Below are 18,585 nucleotides of genomic sequence, written 5' to 3'. Positions count from 1 at the left end.
CTAACGGGCCGCGAGCGGTCGTTGCATTGTGGTCGCCGGCGCGGGCCGTGGCTGTGCCGCCGCCATCAGTTCGCGCAGGGTCTGTTTGTCGTTGATCTCGCCCACGTGCTGGTAACGCACCCGGCCGTCGCGGCCGATCACCAGCAGCGACGGCACCTTGCGCGCGCGGAACAGCGCGGAGGTGCGGCGGTCGTCGTGGGCGATCAGCGGGAAGTCGAGCGCGTGTTCGCGCGCGTAGGCGGCGGTCTGCGCGGGCGTGGCGAAGGCGACGCCGATCAGCTCGGTGCCGCCGGCATTCGCGCGCAACTGCTCGGCCGCGCGCTTGAGCGGCGGCAGCGAGGCGCGGCAATGCGGGCAGGTGGTGGTGAAGAAGAACAGCACCTGGGTGTCGGCGCGCGGCTGGCCGAGTTCGCGGGTCTGTCCGTCCAGCGAGGTCAGCGCGACCTTCGGCACGTACATGCCGACGTAGGGCTGGGTGACGCGATCGACCAGCCAACGCTGATCCGCGCGCATGCGTCCGACCTGCCAACCCAGTGCGAGCACGAGCGCGGTGGCGAGCGCCAGCGCCGCCCACAGCAGGCGTGGAGCGAGCCTGGAAACCGGATTTTGAGTGTCGGGTGGCGGCGACATGCCTGCGACCCTAACAGCGCTCGCCAGCGGCGAACTTGACGCGGCTCACAGTGGCGACGCGGACGCGCGCGAGCGGCGTTCGGCGCCGACCAAGCGGGCGCGGCGGCCGCGGCGCTCGCGCCTGACTCGGGAATCCGGCGCTTTCCGGTGCGTGCGCACACAGCACTGCGCGACCCGGATCGCCGGGCCGCGCAGTGCGTTGTCATGACGATTGTCAGGCGCGGCCGGTGTCAGCCGTTCGCCGCGCCAGCGACTGCGCCGCGGTCAGCCCGCGCACTCGCGCGTTTGCAGTGCGAGCACCGGCTTCTGCCGCAGCGCCTGCGCCGTCGCCACGCCCAGCAGGGTCAGGCCGCCGCCGATCCAGTGATAGGTCTGCAAGGGCTCGCCGAGCAGCAGCACCGCGAACACGGCGGTGAACACCGGGGTGAGGTTCATCAGCATCGCGGTCTTGTCCGCGCCCAGCCGCAGCAGGCCGTGCATCCAGAACCACGGCGCCAGGGTCGAGGCGAAGATGCCTGCGTACAGCACCAGCGGCAGGTTGTGCGCAGTGAGCGCCACCGACGGCGCCAGCAGGAAACCCGGCAGCAACAGCACCGTGCCGCAGACGATCTGCAGGTACAGCGACTCGCCGTTGGGAATCGGCAGCGCCCAACGCTTGACCAGCACGCCGTACAGCGCATACGAGCACGCCGCCAGCAGCATCATCAACTCGCCGCGGCCCAGGCCTTGCTGCAGCAACTGCGCCGGATGGCCGCCGCTGAGCAGCCAGCTCAGCCCGGCGAAGGAAATCACCGCGCCGATCAACATCCCCGGCGACGGTCGGGTCTTGAGCACGGCCATGCCGATCAGCATCGTCATCGGCGGAATCGCCGCGACGATCAATCCCATCGACATCGCGCTGACGCTGTGCGCGGCGAAGTAGGCCAGCGACTGATACATCACCATGCCCAGCGCCGACAGCACCAGCAGCTTGCGCCAGTACGGACGCACCTGCGCGCGCAGCTTCCAGACCCGCGGCAGCATGTACGGGGTCAGCACCAGCAGCGCGACCAGCCAGCGGTAGAACGAGATCGCGGCCGGTTCGATGGCGCCGGCCGACAGCTTGCTGACGATCGTGTTTCCGGCCCAGATCAGCGTGGCCAGGATCGGCAGTAACAGATGCATTGCGGGATTCCTTCGTACAACCGGTACAACAGTGGGGCGGCCTATTCTAGAATGTCGGGTAATCGGCAGATGCCGATAACCCGACACGCCGTAGCGAAGCCCGGACAAGATGCGCCGCAGCCGCCAGTTCCATTACCCCTACCGCTCGTTGCCGGGCCCCTTGCTGCTGCGCTACGAGGCGCTGGCGGTGGATACCGAAAGCGCGCTGCACCAGCATCCCTGGGGCCAGCTGGCGTTCGTGGAATCGGGCAGCATGGCCTTCGTGGTCGAAGGCCAGCCGTTCTTCGCGCCGCCCGGCTACGCGGTGTGGATTCCGCCGCGCATGGATCACACCTCGCACAACCGCCGCGAGGTGAAGTGCCGGCTGATCAATATCGCCGAGCGCTACACGCCGAGCCTGCCCAAGGCGCCGGGCATCGTGCGCCTGCATCCGTTGTTCATCGCCGGGGTCGAGGACTTGTTCGATCGCGGCGTGGAGATCCCCGACACCCCGGCCGACCGGCGCCTGGCGCGGGTGTTGATCGACAAGCTGCTGGCCACGCCGATGCTGCAGCGGTTCGTGCCGCAGAGCGAGGACCGCTTGCTCGGGCCGATTCTGGACGCCTTGCAGCATGCGCCCGGGGACAACAGCACGTTGGAGGAGTGGGCGCAGCGGGTGCATACCACCGAGCGCACTTTGAGCCGGCGCTGTCGCGACGAACTGGGCATGTCTTTCAGTCAGTGGCGGCAGCGTTTGCGGTTTCAGCAATCGATCCCGCTGTTGGAGCAGGGCCGCAGCGTGCAGCAGGTGGCGGCGCAGATGGGGTATACCAGCGCGTCGGCGTTCATTGCGATGTTTCAGCAGTTCAGTGGGACTACGCCGCAGAAGTTTCGGAAATAGAGCAACAGCCCTCGCTGTACCCCCTTAACAGTGCCCGTGCTGTTCCCCCCTTTGAAAAAGGGGGGCAGGGGGGATTCGCTTTTGCTGTATCCGCATGATCTGCCGGTAAAAGCAAATCCCCCCTGCCCCCCTTTTTCAAAGGGGGGAACAGCAAAGGCGGGGAGGGAGGCGATGCGGGGCGTGTGGGTCTGCGCGTGGGTCGCCTTGCCGATCTCACTCCACCTCGGCCGCCACGCGTTTACGCACATCCTCCAACATCGCATCCAACGCCTTGCGGTCATAAACCTTGCCGCGCAACACGAAGGTATCGATCTTCCGGGTCGCCCCGATATCGAGCAGCGGATCGGCATCGAGCAGAACGATATCGGCGGCCTTGCCCGCCGCCAGCGAGCCGTGCAGCTTGTCCTGCCCCATAAAGCGCGCGCCGTTGATCGTCGCCGCGCGCAAGGTCTGCAGCGGGGTCAGGCCGCTTTCGACGAAGCGCTGCATCTCGTCGTGCAGGCCCACGCCGGGGTAATTGAAGGAATTGAGGAAGCCCGCGTCGGTGCCGGCCAGCAGGTTCACCCCCGACTGCTGCAGCAGCGGCAGGATCGCGGCGTCGTGCTCGTAGCGCGCATGCCGGCGCTCGATCGCCGCTGCGTCGTCCTTGGCCGCGCGTTCCACCCGCCAGGCGTAAGTCGCGCGCAGGCCCGGGCCGATGTACTTGAGGTAATCGTCGCCGCGGTGATCGTTGCGATCCAGATAAGTGGTCACGAAGCTGCCGTTGAGCGTCGGGGTGACCGCGGTGCCGCGCCGGGCCAGGCGCCGATATACCGCGCGCGCGGTCTTTTGGTCGAAACTGGCCTGGATGCGGTTCCAGCCTTCCTTGGCGTCGATCTCGCCGCGCCGGACCATCGCGCCGATTTCGGCCTCCCGGGTCGAGCCGGCCTTGTACGCGTAGTCGATGTGCTCGATCGAACTCAGGCCGGCCGCGCTGACCTCGTCGATGGTCAGCGAGAACGGCACGTGCGCGGACACGCGCAAGCCGCGCGCGTGCGCCTGCTTGAGCGCGTCCATGAACAATTCCGGCGAAAGGGTGTTGTCGGTGATCTTGACGAAATCGACCTTCCAGCCCTGCAACCGGTCCAGCGCCGCGGAGATTTCTTCGTGGCTGCCGACTTCGATGTCGCCCGGCCAGATCGATTTGTAGCCTTCCAGCTTCGGGCCGGAGGTGAAAATCGTCGGGCCCTGCAGCGATCCGGCCGCGACCGCGTCGCGCCATTCGAACACGCTCGGACTCAGGTCGCCGGCCGCATCGCGCACAGCGGCGATGCCGTGGGCCACGTACAGCGGCAACAGATTCTTGTTTTCCTCGATCAGCTTGTCGCCGCCGCCGAAATGCACGTGCATGTCCCACAGGCCCGGGATCGCGTACTTGCCTTGCGCATCGATGCTGCGCGCGGCGTCGAAAGCGGCGGCCTTGGCGTCGGCTTCGATCGCGACGATGCGATCGCCGCGCACGGCGATCAACCGGTCCGCACGCAACTTGCCGGCGACGACGTCGATTACCGCGGCGTGACGGATCAGCAGATCCACCGGCTCGGCGGCACTGGCGGCGGACGCGCACAGCAACAGCAGCGCGGCGGACACACGGGATTCAATAGGCATGCGGGCTCCTGACAGGGCCGGTGGACGGAAAGCGGAAACGGCCGGCCCATTCTGCCGCAGCGCGACCGCGCGCCGGGCCGGCGACCGCCAACCCGGTCTTATTCCGCCAGACCCGGTCATGTCCATAATGGCGGCCGTGCCGCGACGATGCGGCCGGGCCCTGTTCCATCCGATCAGACCAGCGCCGGCATTGCGGCGCCATGCCCACGGGAGGGGCTGAATGAGGAGAGTCAAACGCATCGCGACGCCGCGTTCGCTCAGGCGCCCGGAGTTGCTGGACTGGGCGCACGAGATGACGGGCTTTTATGCGCGGCCGTCCGAGGTGCGGGCGGGGATGAGGCCGCCGTTCGAGCGCTACGACCAGTTGTTTCTCGGCGAGGATGTCGTCGCGGCGCTGGGCCTGCAGTTCAGCGGCAAGTGCGCGTATTGCGAAATCCTGCTCGAGCCGGGCCAGGCGTTGATCGATCCGTTCCGGCCGACCATGTCGGCGTCGGACCCGGCCACCGGCGAGCAAAGCGCCGACCACTACGCATGGCTGGCGTACGAGTGGCGCAATCTGGTGTTGGCGTGCCGCGAATGCGTTTCGGCCAAGCGCAATCATTTCCCCTTGCGTTCGCCGCGCGCCCGGCCGATGACGGCGTGGCGGGAAACCGTCGCGCTCGAAAAAAACCTGTTGATCGATCCGTGCCGGGATGAACCGGGCCGCCACCTGCATTTCCTGGGCAACGGCCGGCTGGCTTCGAAGGACGACAAGGGCGCGGCGACGATCGAGCTGCTCGGCTTGAATCGCAAAGCCTTGGTCGAGGCGCGACGGCAAAGGATCGATCATGAGCTGAGCTGGGTTTCTTCCCAGCTCTATCATGGACTGCGGGAAGAAGTTCCCGAGGGCAGCGCGCCGCACAGGGGTGCCGCGCTCGCGGCATTGGAGTGGGTGTTCTCCGCGACGATGCGGCGGATAGGCAAGCGCCCGGCGGCACGGTCGTGGTCGGTCGATCATCTCGATCAATTGCTGGGACACTCCGAGGCGTGGAACGCCGCGGTCGCGGAGTATCTGAGCGATGTCATGGACTCGGATCGCCCGAGTCCGCCCCTGGCTACCGCTCCGGCGGGAAGGCCGAGCAGTCGGTGGCCGCCGGCACCGGTCTATGTCGAATCCATCGTGGTGAACGACTTCAAGGCCATCGACGAATTGCGCCTGCAGTTCCCGTCCCTGGGATCGGCTCGGGGCGAGGCCGCCAGCGTGATGCTCCTGGGCGAAAACGCTGCCGGTAAAAGCAGTGTGATGCAGGCGCTGGCGTTGGTGCTGATGGATGAGTATCAACGCAAGGCCAGTCGCGCGCAGGGCATCGAGTTTCTTCCGCGCGATCGCGAGAACTGGGGTGTGTTGCCGGTATTGCCCCGGGTCGAGGTGATCCTGTCTTCCGGCGAACGGCGATGCGTTCATGTCGATGCGCTCGGGCGCTATCGCGACGAAATCAACGGTCGCGTGCCGATGGTGTTGGGCTACGGCGCCCGCCGCTTCTTCAAGGCGCATCAGGCCAAGACCGCGGGCCCGGCGCGCAGCTTGTTCGATCCTTTCGCCGTGTTGGAAGACCCGTCCGGATGGCTCCGGGAAAGCACCGCGGCGTACTTCGAGCCGGTCGCCCGCGCCATGCGCGAGATCCTCGCCCTGCACGGCGACGACCGCGTGTTCCGGGCCGACGACGGCCATGTGATGGTCCAGGCCCACGGCCGGGTCACGCCGGTGGAGCGCATGAGCGACGGTTACCGCGCCTTGTTCGCGATGGCGGTGGACATCATGCGGCGCATGGTCGAAGTCTGGGGCAACCTGGAGTACGCGCAGGGCATCGTCTTGATCGACGAGATCGACGTGCACCTGCATCCGCGCTGGAAAATCGAAGTGATCTCGGCGCTGCGCCGGGCGATGCCGAAGGTGCAGTTCGTGGTCACCGCCCACGACGCCCTATGCCTGCGCGGCATGCGCGACGGCGAGGTACACGTGCTGTACCGCGACGAACACGACCGCATCCGCCTGCGCGAGGATCTGCCCAACATCGAGCTGATGCGCACCGATCAGTTGCTGACCTCGGACCTGTTCGGCCTGCTCAGCACCGCCCGGCCCGAGGTCGATGCGCATCTGCATCGTTACGCGTATCTGCTCGGCAAGCCGGAACTCGATGCCGGCGAACAGCGCGAGCGCGAGTTGCTGGCCGGGCACGTGTCGGCGCTGCCGCTGGGCGACACGCCGACCGAGCAGTTGATCGGCGAGGCCACCGAGCGTTATCTGCGCGGGCGCCGCAATAAACCCGTCGCCGAGCGCGCGAGCCTGCGCGAGGAGGCCCTGCGCGAAATCGTCGCCTTTCTCGAAGCCGGCGCGGAGCGGGAGGCATGAGATACGTCGATCGCGGCCGCGTCGCGCCGCCGCCCTCGTTGAGCGACCCCGACGGCGCCGGTGCGCGCGAACGCGCCAGCGCCGAGGCTCACTACCGCGATCCGCGGGCCGGCGCGTACAAGTTCAAGGCCTACAAGGGCGACGACGTCAAACAGGCGCTGCGGACCTTGTTCGACGGCAAATGCGCGTACTGCGAGTCGCGCCACGAATCGACTTCGCCGGCCGACATCGAGCACTACCGGCCCAAGGCGGGCGTGGTCGGCGAGGTCGGTCATCGCGGTTATTGGTGGCTGGCCGCGGACTGGAGCAATCTGCTGCGCAGTTGCATCAGCTGCAATCGCGTCGAAGGCCACCGGATCGCGGCGGTCGGCATGAACGCCGCGCAGATCGCCGCGCAGGCCACGCGCAACGCCGGCAAGGGCAATCTGTTTCCGATCGCCGCCGCGCGCGCGTTCCAGCCCGGCGACGACTGCGACGGCGAAGATCCGTTGCTGATCGATCCGACCCGGCGCGATCCGGCCGCGCATCTGCGCTGGCACGTGGCCGAGGATTTGTCGCTGTTGGCGCCGCGTTTCGACGACCGCGGCGCGGATGCCTACGGCGAGCGTACCGTCGAGATCATGGCCTTGAACCGGCAGGCGCTGGTGGAAGCGCGCAGCCGGCATCTGCAGCGGCTCAACGAGTTGCTGCTGGACTTGGAAGAAGCGCTGGACGAAGCCGCGCAGGCCGATCCGGCCGACATCGCCGGGCCGCTGCGGCGTGCGGCCAGGAAGCTGGCGAGTCTGCATGCCGCGGCCGCGCCGGATCAGGAGTTTTCCGCGATGGCGCGAGCGTTCGTCGAGGATGCGCAGCAGCGGTTGCTTGCGCGGTATCGCGAGTTGATCGGGGCGATCGGCGCCGCAGTGTAGGCCGCGGGCCTTCACCCTGGGCCTCGCCGGCAAGCGGGACAGGGCGCATGGCGCGGACAAAGAAAAACCGGCCGAAGCCGGTTTTTCTTTGTCGTAAGCGGCCGCGAACATCGCGCCCGCTCCGCAAGGCTCAGCCCTGCGCCGGCTTACCCGGCTTGGCGTCGGCCTTCGCCGGCTTGGCCGGCGAAACCGGCGCCGCCGCGCCCGCCGCCGAAGCCTGCCAGCCGCAGCTCTTGCCTTCGTTCTGTTGCTTAAGCCAAGTCTGCAGCGGCGCGAAGTATTCCAGCACCGCCGAGGCGTCCATCTTCTCGCCGCCGGTGAGTTCCTTCATGGTCTGCTGCCACGGCTGGCTCGCGCCCTTGCTCAGCATCGCCTCGAACTTCGCGCCCGCGGCCTTGTTGCCGTAGAAGCTGCATTCGTACAGCGGGCCCTTGTAGCCGGCCGCGTCGCACAGCGACTTGTAGAACTGGAACTGCAGGATGTGCGAGAGGAAGTAACGCGTGTACGGCGTGTTGCCCGGCACGTGGTACTTGGCGCCGGCGTCGAAGAATTCTTCGCCGCGCGCCTCGACCGGGGCCACGCCCTGGTACTTGGCCTTCAGCTCCCACCACGCCTTGTTGTAGGAATCAGGTTTAATCGAACCGTCGAACACGCCCCAGCGCCAGCGATCGATCATCAGCCCGAACGGCAGGAACGAGACCTTGGCCAGCGCCATGCGCATCTGCGCGTTGATCAGCGCCTCGTTGCTCTGCTGCTGATTGCCGACCATGCCGATCGAGGACAGGTACTTGGGCGTCATCGCCAGCACGATGGTGTCGCCGATGGCTTCGTGGAAGCCGTCGTGCGCGCCCGTCTGGAACAGCGGCGGCTGCTTGTTGTAGGCCAGGTAGTAATAGACGTGGCCGAGTTCGTGATAGATCGTGGTGAAGTCTTCTTCGTTCGGCTTGATGCACATCTTCGTGCGCACGTCGCCGCCCATGTTCATGTCCCAGGCGCTGGCGTGGCAGACCACGTCGCGGTCGCGCGGCTTGATGAACTGGGTCTTGTTCCAATAGCTGTCGGGCAGCTTGGGCATGCCGAGCGAGACGTAGAAGTCCTGCGCGCGTTCGGTCATGCGCTTGGCGTTGGCCAGGTTGGCATCGACTTCGGTCTGCGCCTGCTCCAGCGGGCCGCGATCGCCGCCGGCCTTGGCTTCCTGCGCGTCGAGGATTTGCTGGTACTGGCGCGCCAGCGCGCCGTTGATATCGAGGCTGCCGGCCTGCTGTTCGCTGTACGGCGCCAGCACGTCCCACAAATTGCCCCAGTCCTGCTGCCACATGTTGCCGAGCAGATGCGCCGGCAGCATGCCGCCGCTGGTCTGGCCCTTGTCGGTGCCGTACTTGGATTCAAGGCGCGAGCGCGTGTAGCAGTGCAGTTGTTCGTACAGCGGCTTGACCTGGCCCCACAGGCGATCGGTTTCCGCCGCCAGTTCCACCGGGCTCATGTCGTAGCCCGAACGCCACAACTCGCCGGTGTCGGCGTAGCCGAGGTTCTTCGCGCCTTCGTTGACCAGTTCGACGAAGCGCATGTAGTCCTTGCGCATCGGCTTGGAAATGGTGTGCCAGCCCTTCCAGGCGTCGAGCTGGGCGTCGTAGTCGCGGCTGTTGCGCAGCACGTCTTCCAGATCGCCGAGCTGGCGGCAGTCGGTGTCGCCAGGGCCGCTGCAGTAGCTGCCCGAGCCGTACATGCCTTCCATGCGCGTGGCGATCTGGGTGAGTTCGGCGAGCCGCGCCGGATCTTTCGGCGCCGGCATCGCGGTGCCGATCTTCAGCAACTGGATCGAACGCGCGGTGGCCGGCGACATCTGCTGGCCTTCGAATTTCTTCGATTGCTCGATCCAGCTGTTGAGCTGGGTCAGATAGCGTTCGTTGGCCTTGGCCGACAGCAACTGGCTGTCGTCGTTGATGTACGTCGACGACAGCCACTGCGCGGCGGTCATCTCCGGATACATCTTCTTGTATTCGTCGTTGACGCGAGCGATGAACTGATCCGCGGTTTCGCCCGCGGGCGCGACGGCCGGGGCGGTGGTGCTCGGGGAGGGGACGGGTTCCTTCTTGCAGCCGGCCACGCCGATCACGGCCGCAGCGACGCCGAGCGCCAACAAGGCGCGGACATATTTCATGTGTGCTCTCTCCGGAATAGTGCTGCGCTTTGCGCGCGAGCCAGAAGGCTAGAGGCCGCTCGGGTCCCGCGCAAGCTGCAGTGCGACGGCGGGGCCGGCCGGCTGCCGCGGCCGGAGGCGGCTTGTGAGCTTTTGCGCACATCCGGCACAAGGCCCGGACTGAAAACGGTTACCGGATTTCCGCCGCGAGGACCGATTTGACCTATTCAGGTGTTTTCGACGCGCGGAACTGCAATCGTTGTCGCGATATAAAGTAAATATTTTGTTACGTGTAAACGGTTAGATTGTTAATTTTTCCGTATTCACGTGATCTGCACGCAACGCAGGCAGGTATCGCGGTCGCTTCGTTCAGCCGGTGGAACAGCCAGGGGAGTCGGCTCCTCGACCCCTGTCACAAAAACCGATTTGATTTGTGACGCGAAAACGGAAAAAGTGACGTCCAAGGGCAGCCGTTCATCGGTTGCTCCGCCGGCAGCGGGGCAGGCTCCTGGCACCCGTCTTGGCAGCAATGGATAAGGCATGAAATCTACGACGCGGACCGCGAGCGGCAAATTGCACACGGCCACCTTGACGACATTGCCACTGCGCGGCCGGGACGGCGGCGCGTATTTGTTCTCCGCCGACCTGAGCTGGGCGCGCGAGCACGCGCCGGCCCGCTCTCACGGCCGCCTGAGCGGCATCCATCTGGCCCGCATCGTCATGTTCGCGCTGCTGGCGCTGGCCGCGGTCGGCGTGGTGATGATCAACGGCCCGGCCGACGCCGGCCCGAACCGCACCGCGGCGCGCGCGCTGCCCGATCCGGTCAACGAGGCCGAAGTCGAAATCGATCGTGCTGTCCCGGTGCCCGTCGCGGCGCCGCGGCCGGCGTATGCCGTTGAAGACACGCAACGCAGGCCGGCCGCGCGCTGAGGCGCGCGCCGCCAGGAACTCGGTGGGGGTAAGCGCCTGGATGGCGCATCAGGGGAAGGGAAGCAACAGCAGTGCCAGTCGGAACCGGTTATGGGGATAGCCGGAACCGCAGAGTTTGAATGGCGTCGGCGCCAGGGAAGGCGTCGGTGACCGCTCTGCCAGCCCTTTGCCTCGCTGCCGTCGCAGCCTTGTCGGCCTCACCGCCCTTCTCAGCCGCAAGCGCATTCCAGGCGTATCGCGATGATCGCGAGTGCGACGAACGCACCGACCGAGATCAGATACACCGCCCATTCGCGGCGGTTGTAGCTCACAAGCTCCAGCGGATTGCGCGTCCAGAAGTTCCAGCGCTTACCGAGTCGTCGATGATTCATGCGCGAGGCACGGCAGGTGCCGACGATGAGGATCGCCGTCGCCACGGCCACGAGGATCAGCGGCAGGCTGTCGATGAAAGCCGGGTGGTTGGCGGCGAGCGAACTGCCCATGTCTGCGAGTCCGAAGGAGCGTGGGACAACGTCAGTTCGATTGTCGGGCAGGCGCCGCGTGTGACGCCAGATCTGTGCTGAGTGGGTGGCTCAGCGAATCAGGCTGCGCTCGGGCAGCTTCACCAGCCCATGCGCAGCCAGCCACTGCCACGAACTCTCCGCATCCTGTTCGACATAAGCCCGCGCCGATCCCAGACGAAAGGTGTAGCCCCATTCGTCCATGTCGGCGAGGATGCGCTCGCTTCCGGCGCCCGGAATGGCATCGCCGAGCAGCGACTGCAGCACGCACACCGCGTCTTCTTCCTCGATCGAATCGGTCGCGTCGGTATGCACCTGAGCGCGTCGCTCCGGCGGCAGCACGATCAGGTGGCAGGCTTCGTGCAGCAGCGAGTGCACGGGCGTGTCGCCGCGCGCGTAGACGGTGCTGCCGATCAGCCCGGCCTCGCATTCGCCCCAATAGCTGCCCGGAATCGGCTCACCGTCGGCGACGCGCTCCAGGCGCAGGCCGTAGCGCGCGAGCAGGGCGGCGACGTCGTCGAAGGCAATGTCGGACAGGGTCAGCATGGCGCGGAAGGTTTCAGGGATGAGAGCGGTGTTTGCGCGGGTAGCGCGAACCTCGCCGGCAGGGCGTGAGGCGCTGGAACAGGACTTTGCGGCCGCTGCCGCGGCGCGTGATAGCGCATGCGGTCGTCACGCCGCTTGGTTGGCGCTGTGTCGCGGCGTGCGCCGCTGCGGTTACCGGAAAATACGCGACAACGGCGTTGGCCGGGAGGTCGGCCGCGCCGTTACGCCTGCGCCGGATTCGGTGTTTCCGGCAGCGCGACGGAAATGTCGAGCACCTTGTTGTCGCCTTCGCCGATCAGGTCGACCTTGACCGATTCGGCATCGACGTTGACGTACTTGCGGATCACTTCGAGCAGCTCGCGCTGCAGCATCGGCAGGTAGTCCGGGCCGCCGCCGCGTCCGGCGCGTTCGTGCGCGACGATGATGCGCAAACGCTCCTTGGCGACGGAGGCGGTGGGTTTCTTGGCCAGCAGGAAGTCGAACAGACCCATAAGCTCAGCCTCCGAACAGCTTGGTGAAGAAGCCCTTCTTTTCCACTTGTGTGAAGCGCATCGGGCGGGTGTCGCCAAGCAGGCGAGCGACGGCGTCGTCGTAGGCCTGGGCGGCATCGGATTCGGTTTCCAGGATCACCGGCTCGCCCTTGTTGGAGGCGTTGAGCACGTCGCCGGATTCGGGGATCACGCCGATGGTCTTCAGGCCGAGGATTTCCTCGACATCGCCGATGCTGAGCATCTCCTGGTCTTCCACGCGCTTGGGGCTGTAGCGGGTGAGCAGCAGGTGTTCCTTGACCTTCTCGCCGTTCTCGGCGCGGCGGGTCTTGGACGCGAGCAGGCCGAGGATGCGGTCGGAGTCGCGCACCGAGGAGACTTCCGGGTTCACCACCACGACCGCCTGGTCGGCGAAGTACATGGCCAGGAACGCGCCTTTTTCGATGCCGGCCGGCGAATCGCAGACGATGTAGTCGAAGCCTTCCGCGGCCAGGTCTTCCAGCACCTTCTGCACGCCTTCCTTGGTCAGCGCGTCTTTGTCGCGCGTCTGCGAAGCGGCCAGGATGTGCAGGTTGTCGAAGCGCTTGTCCTTGATCAGCGCCTGCTTGAGGTTGGCTTCGCCGTTGACGACGTTGACGAAGTCGTACACGACGCGGCGTTCGCAGCCCATGATCAGGTCGAGATTGCGCAGGCCGACGTCGAAGTCGATCACCGCTACTTTGTGGCCGCGCCGGGCGAGGCCGCAGGAAAGGCTGGCGCTGGTCGTGGTCTTGCCGACACCGCCCTTGCCCGAAGTGACAACAATGATCTCGGTCAAAATACTTTCCTCCGTTCGTGCGGCGTCAATCCAGCGCCGCAATCTTGATTTGTTCGTCTTCCAGCCAGATCTGCACGGCCTTGCCGCGCAATTCCTTCGGTATGTCTTCGAGCACTTTGTAATGGCCTGCAATCGCCACGAGTTCGGCATGGAACTCGCGGCAGAAGATTCGCGCCTTGGTGTTGCCTTGCGCGCCGGCCAGCGCGCGTCCGCGCAGGGGGCCGTAGATGTGCACCGAGCCGTCGGCGATGACTTCGGCGCCGGCGCCGACCGTGGTCAGCACGGTCAGGTCGCGGTTGTCGGCGTAGATCTGCTGCCCCGAACGCACCGGGGTGGACTGGATCATGCCGACCGAGGAGGCCGCAGCGGTCGCCGCCGGGGCGGGGGCGCGCGCGGCGCGGGCCGGTTCGGCGGCGGGTGCGGGCGCTTCGCGCTTGGGCGCCGGCGCCGCCGGGGCGTCCGCGCCGGCTTCGCCGCGCTCGTAGGAGGCGCGGAACTTGGCCAGCAACGGCAGGCCCAGCGCCTGCGCCAGGCGGTCGGTCTCGCTGGTGCCGTAGGCCAGCGCCACCGGCAGCACGCCGGCGGCGCGCAGGCCGTCGAGCAGCGCTTGCGCGGTCGCGGTGTCGGGGGTGTGGCTCAGGCCGCCGAAATCGATCACCACCGCGGCGCGGCCGAACATGTTCGGCGCGCGCTGCACGCGGCTGCGCATTTCTTCGGTGAGTCGTTCGACATCGAGGGTGCGGATACGCAGGTTGGCGATGCCGACCTGGCCGATCTTGAGTTCGCCGGCCTGTTCGTAATCCACGGCCACGCTCACGGGCAGGTTCCGGTGGGGCGCGGCGCGTCGGCCTGGACGCGGGCCACCGGCACGCGCGGGCGGGTCAGCCAGCTGGCCTCGGGCAGGGCGTCGCCGTAGGTGTCGCGCACCCAGGGGTAGCTGCACAGCGGTTTCATCAGCATGGCCGCGCGCACGCCGGCCTCCTGCATGACGTGCTGGCCGACTTCACGGAAGCCGAAGCTGCCGTGGAACAGCAGGGCCGGGTCGTTGCCGCCTTCCAGGAACACCTCGCAGGCCAGCTGCGGGTAACGCAGCTCGGCATAGCTCTGGGCGTCGGCATAGAACGCGCGGCCGACACCGCCGCCGCGGCGGCGGCTGGCGACGACGATGCGGTCGATATAGAAAAAATCCGGGTAGCGCTCAAGAAACCAGCGGAAATTGCTGCTGTCGTGATCGCTGCCGGCGCCCATGCCGATCAGGAAACCTGCCAGGGTCCCGTCGCGCTCGGCGACGCGGAAGTACTCGGCGGTATCGAAAAAATGACGCAGACGGGCCGCATCCAGCGGCAGGATCGCGGGTCCGGCGGCGTTGTTGAGGGCAAGGACGGAATCCAGCTCGTGCTCACGCACGTCGCGGACGACGATCGACATTCCACGCTCCAAGTATTCAAAAACCGGCACGCGTTCCGTGCCGGCGGCCCGATTATCGCACGGGCATCCCTTTGCCGCGAACGCCAAGTGCATGACTTCTGGACGGCTCCGCGGGAGGGCCCATACCGTTAGCATGCATTCATGCTGGCTCGCCTCACTCCTACTCAACTCATGCGGTTCGCCGGGCTGTTCACCTGGGGCATGGCGGGGTGCTGGCTGGTGATCATGTGGCTGGAGCCGGAGGCGGCGTCCTCCCTGCCCGGCGGCAGCGAACACACCTTTTTCCTGCTGATCCTGCGCTGGGTGGCGATCCACCTGGCCTTCGGCGCGGTCTACTGGTGGGCCAGCCGCGGCCTGGGCCAGCGCCGGCCGGGACCGGCCGACCACGCCCTGCTGCTGGTCCTGACCGCCTGCGCGATCGGGGTCGGCTACTACTCCAACAGCGGCATCGGCAGCATTCTGCTGATGGTGGTGGCCGGGCTGCTGCCGTGGCTGCTGCCGCTGCGGATCGGGGTGGCGTGGCTGATTCTGAGCAATCTGTCGATCATTCCGGTGTTCGTGATCGCCATCGGCCAGCCGTTGATGGTCGCCATCGTCCAGTCGGTGGCCTATGCCGGCTTCTCCAGCCTGGTGTTCGTCAGCTCCCTGGTGGCCATGCAGCAGGCCCAGGCGCGCGAGGACCAGCGCCGGCTCAACGCCGAGCTGCGCGCGACCCGCGCGCTGCTGGCCGAAAGCGCCCGCATCAACGAGCGCACGCGCATTTCGCGCGAACTGCACGATCTGCTGGGCCACCATCTGACCGCGCTGAGCCTGAACCTGGAAGTCGCCGGCCATCTGTCCGAGGGCCGGGTCAAGGAGCACGTGCAGCAAGCGCATACTCTGGCCAGGCTGCTGCTCACCGACGTGCGCGAGGCGGTCAGTCAATTGCGCGAGAACGGCGCCATCGACCTGTCGCTGGCGCTGCGCCCGCTGGCCGAAAACGTACCGGCGCTGGACATCCGCATGGACATCGAAACGCCCCTGACCCTGGACGATCCCGAGCGCGCCCACGTGCTGCTGCGCTGCACCCAGGAGATCGTCACCAACACCGTGCGCCATGCCGGCGCGCAGCACTTGTGGATCGATGTACGCCGCAGCGGCGAACAAATCCTCATGAGCGCGCGCGACGACGGCCGCGGCGCCGATCACCTGATCGCCGGCAACGGTTTGCGCGGCATGCGCGAGCGGTTGCAGCAGTACGGCGGCCAATTGCGTATCGAAACCCGGGCCGACGCAGGCTTCAGCCTGCATCTGACTCTGCCCGCCACCGCGGCCGCCATGGTCCGCGAAGGAGTTCTGACATGACGTCCACCCCCATCCGCGTGTTGCTTGTCGATGACCAGACCCTGGTCCGGCAGGGCGTGCGTTCGCTACTCGCCCTGGCCGAAGGCATCGAGGTCGTGGCCGAGGCCGGCGACGGCCGCCAGGCGGTCGAGATCATCCCGACGATCCGCCCGGACGTGGTCCTGATGGACATGCGCATGCCGGCGATGTCCGGCCTGGAGGCCCTGCAGGCGCTGGCGCGCTCGGGCTACCTGCCGCCGACCATCATCCTGACCACCTTCGACGACGATCAACTGGTCCTGGCCGGGCTCAAGGCCGGCGCCAAGGGCTATCTGCTCAAGGACGTGTCGCTGGAGCAACTGGTCGGCGCGATCCAGACCGTGGCCGACGGCGGTTCGCTGGTCCAGCCGGCGATGACCCAGCGCCTGCTCTCGGGCCTGGAGCACATGCGCAACGATTTCGTCAGCCTGGACCGCCCGGACCCGCTGACCGAGCGCGAGACCGAGATCCTGCGGCTGATGGCCGGCGGCTTCTCGAACAAGGAGATCGCCAATTCGCTGGGCGTGGCCGAGGGCACGATCAAGAACCACGTGTCCAACATCCTGTCCAAGCTGGGCGTGCGCGACCGCACCCGGGCGGTGCTGAAGGCGTTCGAGCTGCAGTTGGTCTGATCGAAGGATGTCCGGCCCGGCGCTGCGCGCCGGGCGTTCGAACGGGCCACGCGGCAGTGCCGCGTAGGCGGCCCGTTCTCACCCTGTCCAAACTGGGCGTGCGCGACCGCACCCGGGCGGTGCTGAAGGCGTTCGAGCTGCAGTTGGTCTGAGCCGGCGTCGCGGTCCGGCGCGCCGCGCCGGGCCGTCGCGGCGCGCGAGGGCCGACCGATCCGCCGCATTCGCGCGCAGCGGCGGCCCGCGGCAGTTGTCCTGATTTGTGCATCGGCGCGTGCGTACGCTTGCGAATGCCGGCGCGAGCCGGCAAAAAGCCGTCAAGTTCAAAGCTTTTCGCGGCCAAACCGGGATCGCGGACGCTTCGATGATCTTTCTTGGCTGTGACGGCTGCCCCTGCCGGTATTTATCTTGCTACGATTGTGGGTCTGCGCCCCTGGCCCGACCTGGGCCCGGCCCTGGAGAACCTGAATGACCCGTCTGATCGAGATCCTGATTTCCCTGGCGATCGTCGCCGCGCTGTTCCTGATCGTCGGCATCGCGCTGCCGGCGAGCCGCCATCTGTCGCACTCGGTTGAGACCAACCGCAAGCTGACCATCGTGTTCGACACCTTGAACAGCATGCGTCGCTTCAAGGAATGGAACCCGCTCGCACGCCGCGATCCCGCCATGGAGATCAAGCTCGTCGGCAAGGATGAGGGCGTGGGCGCCCGTCTTGAGTATTCGTCCAAGGAACGCGCGCTGGGCAACGGCAGCTGGGAAATCGTCAAGAGCGAGCCGGGCAAGCTGGTCGGCTACAAGATCAGCAACCCCGAGCGCGGCGAGAACAAGCGCAGCGAGTTCACCCTCAAGCCCACCGGCAAGAACAATCGCAACGTCGAGATCACCCAGACCTACGACGTCGATTACGGCTGGAACCTGCTGGGCCGCTACTCGGGCCTGTACGTCAGCAGCAACATCGGCGAAGACATGAAGATCGGTCTGGCGCAGCTGAGCAACCTGCTGGCGACCGTGCCGAACTACGACTACTCCAAGCTGTCGGAGACCGATCCGGCCAACGCGCCCAAGGTCATCGACCGTCCGGCCGAGAACATCCTCAGCGTGAACGCCGCGGTCGAGCGCAACAACGACAAGATCAAGGCCCAGATCCACTCCAACATGGAATGGATCAACAAGGTCATCGCCGCCAACGGTCTTGAGGCGGTCGGTCCGATCCGCGTGGTGACCAACGAGTTCGGCAGCGAAACCTACGACTTCGACACCGTCCAGGTGGTGCGCAAGAAGGGCGACACCAGCACCGAGGCGACCGCGATCGACGTCAAGGTCGAAGGTCCGGTCAAGGCCTCGCTGCAGCCGGCCTCGAAGGTCGTCGTCGCCTCCAGCGGCGGCCACAACATCGCCGCGCTGCCGCCGGTGCGCGACGCGGTCCGCGCCTGGGCGCTGACCCGCGGCTACAGCACCAGCGACCGTCCGTACGAGGCCTGGAAGGCTGGCGTGGATCAGAGCTTCGATCCGGCCCTGGGCCAGTTCGACGTGTACTGGCCGGTCAAGTAATACCTCGCGACATCGGGGCGCCGCTGCTGCGGCGTTCGCCATCCAAACGCGCCGCGGTTATCCGCGGCGCGTTTTTTTGTGTTGCATGCGCCGGCAACAGCGCCGTCGGCGGTCGGCGCGCGCGGCCGCGGCTGCTATCGTTGGCCGCTCCAAGATCCGGCCGCGTCCGCCCGCATGAATCTTCCCGCTTCCGAATCCCGCAACGGGCGCTCGCCCGAATCGCCGCCGCTGTCGGCGCGCGCGCTGGTCGCCGCCGGCGCGCTGCTGGCCGCGCTCGCGGTCGCGCTGTCGGCCTATGCCGCTCACCTCGCCGACGCGCATTCGCAATCGCGCCTGCAGACTGCGGCGGTGTTCGCCTTCGGCCACGGCATCGCCCTGGCCGCATTGGCGCCGTCGGCGCGGCGGGTGTTGACCCGGTTGGCGCTGTTGGCGGTGCTGATCGGCGTGGCGGTGTTTTCCGGCGGCCTGGCGGCGGCGTACTTCTTCAATACCTCGACCGGGCTGCTGCCGTTCGGCGGCAGCCTGCTGATCCTGGCCTGGCTGGCGTACGCCGCCGACGCATTGAGGCGCTGA

General features: G+C 66.9%; 18 protein-coding genes and 1 pseudogene. 9 read left to right on the top strand and 10 right to left on the bottom strand.

Annotated features, from left to right (window positions below; translation table 11 throughout):
- Positions 1 to 630, bottom strand: a complete 630-nt coding sequence (locus AB4Y92_RS14615) for a peroxiredoxin family protein (RefSeq protein WP_441820321.1) — start codon at positions 628 to 630, stop codon at positions 1 to 3.
- Between the two features lie 264 nt (positions 631 to 894).
- Positions 895 to 1,794 (bottom strand): DMT family transporter, encoded by a 900-nt coding sequence (locus tag AB4Y92_RS14610; protein ID WP_441820320.1) that lies wholly within the window; start codon positions 1,792 to 1,794, stop codon positions 895 to 897.
- A gap of 109 nt (positions 1,795 to 1,903) precedes the next feature.
- Between AB4Y92_RS14610 and AB4Y92_RS14605 the strand changes: the two genes are divergently transcribed.
- Positions 1,904 to 2,674, top strand: a complete 771-nt coding sequence (locus tag AB4Y92_RS14605) for a helix-turn-helix domain-containing protein (RefSeq protein ID WP_441820319.1) — start codon at positions 1,904 to 1,906, stop codon at positions 2,672 to 2,674.
- Between the two features lie 213 nt (positions 2,675 to 2,887).
- Here the strand turns inward: AB4Y92_RS14605 and AB4Y92_RS14600 are convergent, their stop codons facing one another.
- Positions 2,888 to 4,321, bottom strand: coding sequence for an amidohydrolase family protein (locus AB4Y92_RS14600; RefSeq protein WP_441820318.1), 1,434 nt, complete (start codon positions 4,319 to 4,321; stop codon positions 2,888 to 2,890).
- A 220-nt stretch (positions 4,322 to 4,541) separates the two neighbouring features.
- On the opposite strand from AB4Y92_RS14600, the gene AB4Y92_RS14595 reads away from it, so the two are divergent.
- Entirely contained in the window at positions 4,542 to 6,713 is a 2,172-nt protein-coding gene (locus tag AB4Y92_RS14595) for an AAA family ATPase (RefSeq protein WP_441820317.1), read from the top strand.
- Positions 6,710 to 7,621, top strand: a complete 912-nt coding sequence (locus AB4Y92_RS14590; RefSeq protein ID WP_441820316.1) for a hypothetical protein — start codon at positions 6,710 to 6,712, stop codon at positions 7,619 to 7,621. Before AB4Y92_RS14595 ends, AB4Y92_RS14590 begins: the two co-directional genes overlap by 4 nt.
- A 130-nt stretch (positions 7,622 to 7,751) precedes the next feature.
- On the opposite strand, the gene AB4Y92_RS14585 is transcribed toward AB4Y92_RS14590, so the two are convergent.
- Positions 7,752 to 9,782: a M2 family metallopeptidase gene (locus AB4Y92_RS14585; protein ID WP_441820315.1), complete on the bottom strand. Its 2,031-nt coding sequence runs from the start codon at positions 9,780 to 9,782 to the stop codon at positions 7,752 to 7,754.
- 519 nt (positions 9,783 to 10,301) lie between these two features.
- Between AB4Y92_RS14585 and AB4Y92_RS14580 the strand changes: the two genes are divergently transcribed.
- Positions 10,302 to 10,691, top strand: coding sequence for a hypothetical protein (locus tag AB4Y92_RS14580; RefSeq protein ID WP_441820314.1), 390 nt, complete (start codon positions 10,302 to 10,304; stop codon positions 10,689 to 10,691).
- A 209-nt stretch (positions 10,692 to 10,900) separates the two neighbouring features.
- Here the strand turns inward: AB4Y92_RS14580 and AB4Y92_RS14575 are convergent, their stop codons facing one another.
- The 6 genes from AB4Y92_RS14575 to AB4Y92_RS14550 all read right to left on the bottom strand — a co-directional run bounded on the left by AB4Y92_RS14575 (position 10,901) and on the right by AB4Y92_RS14550 (position 14,470).
- The gene (locus AB4Y92_RS14575) at positions 10,901 to 11,173 is read right to left on the bottom strand and encodes a hypothetical protein (RefSeq protein WP_441820313.1); all 273 of its coding nucleotides are present in this window, start codon (positions 11,171 to 11,173) and stop codon (positions 10,901 to 10,903) included.
- A gap of 90 nt (positions 11,174 to 11,263) precedes the next feature.
- Positions 11,264 to 11,737, bottom strand: coding sequence for a hypothetical protein (locus AB4Y92_RS14570; RefSeq protein WP_057942243.1), 474 nt, complete (start codon positions 11,735 to 11,737; stop codon positions 11,264 to 11,266).
- A 221-nt stretch (positions 11,738 to 11,958) separates the two neighbouring features.
- A complete protein-coding gene (minE, locus tag AB4Y92_RS14565; RefSeq protein WP_057942244.1) occupies positions 11,959 to 12,228 on the bottom strand; it encodes a cell division topological specificity factor MinE in 270 nt (89 codons plus the stop codon).
- A gap of 4 nt (positions 12,229 to 12,232) precedes the next feature.
- Complete coding sequence (gene minD, locus AB4Y92_RS14560; protein ID WP_057942245.1) at positions 12,233 to 13,042, bottom strand: septum site-determining protein MinD; 810 nt, start codon at positions 13,040 to 13,042, stop codon at positions 12,233 to 12,235.
- Between the two features lie 25 nt (positions 13,043 to 13,067).
- Positions 13,068 to 13,859: a septum site-determining protein MinC gene (minC, locus tag AB4Y92_RS14555; protein ID WP_441820312.1), complete on the bottom strand. Its 792-nt coding sequence runs from the start codon at positions 13,857 to 13,859 to the stop codon at positions 13,068 to 13,070.
- Positions 13,856 to 14,470, bottom strand: coding sequence for a GNAT family N-acetyltransferase (locus tag AB4Y92_RS14550; protein WP_057942247.1), 615 nt, complete (start codon positions 14,468 to 14,470; stop codon positions 13,856 to 13,858). The genes minC and AB4Y92_RS14550 overlap by 4 nt, the downstream gene beginning before the upstream one ends.
- A 141-nt stretch (positions 14,471 to 14,611) precedes the next feature.
- Between AB4Y92_RS14550 and AB4Y92_RS14545 the strand changes: the two genes are divergently transcribed.
- The 5 genes and pseudogenes from AB4Y92_RS14545 (at position 14,612) to AB4Y92_RS14525 (ending at position 18,585) form a co-directional block, all read left to right on the top strand.
- The gene (locus AB4Y92_RS14545) at positions 14,612 to 15,814 is read left to right on the top strand and encodes a sensor histidine kinase (RefSeq protein WP_441820311.1); all 1,203 of its coding nucleotides are present in this window, start codon (positions 14,612 to 14,614) and stop codon (positions 15,812 to 15,814) included.
- Positions 15,811 to 16,464 (top strand): response regulator, encoded by a 654-nt coding sequence (locus AB4Y92_RS14540; protein ID WP_057942249.1) that lies wholly within the window; start codon positions 15,811 to 15,813, stop codon positions 16,462 to 16,464. Before AB4Y92_RS14545 ends, AB4Y92_RS14540 begins: the two co-directional genes overlap by 4 nt.
- Positions 16,465 to 16,547: 83 nt before the next feature.
- Positions 16,548 to 16,616, top strand: a pseudogene (locus AB4Y92_RS14535) (DNA-binding response regulator); the annotation flags it as partial.
- Between the two features lie 313 nt (positions 16,617 to 16,929).
- Entirely contained in the window at positions 16,930 to 18,012 is a 1,083-nt protein-coding gene (locus tag AB4Y92_RS14530) for an SRPBCC family protein (RefSeq protein WP_441820310.1), read from the top strand.
- A gap of 174 nt (positions 18,013 to 18,186) precedes the next feature.
- Positions 18,187 to 18,585 (top strand): DUF423 domain-containing protein, encoded by a 399-nt coding sequence (locus AB4Y92_RS14525; protein ID WP_441820309.1) that lies wholly within the window; start codon positions 18,187 to 18,189, stop codon positions 18,583 to 18,585.

The sequence above is a fragment of the Lysobacter sp. TAB13 genome, from assembly GCF_052113885.1.
In the GTDB taxonomy this organism is placed as follows: domain Bacteria; phylum Pseudomonadota; class Gammaproteobacteria; order Xanthomonadales; family Xanthomonadaceae; genus Lysobacter; species Lysobacter gummosus.
The sequence above is the reverse complement of the archived record's forward strand: the minus strand, read 5'-3'. Positions and strand labels throughout refer to the sequence as shown.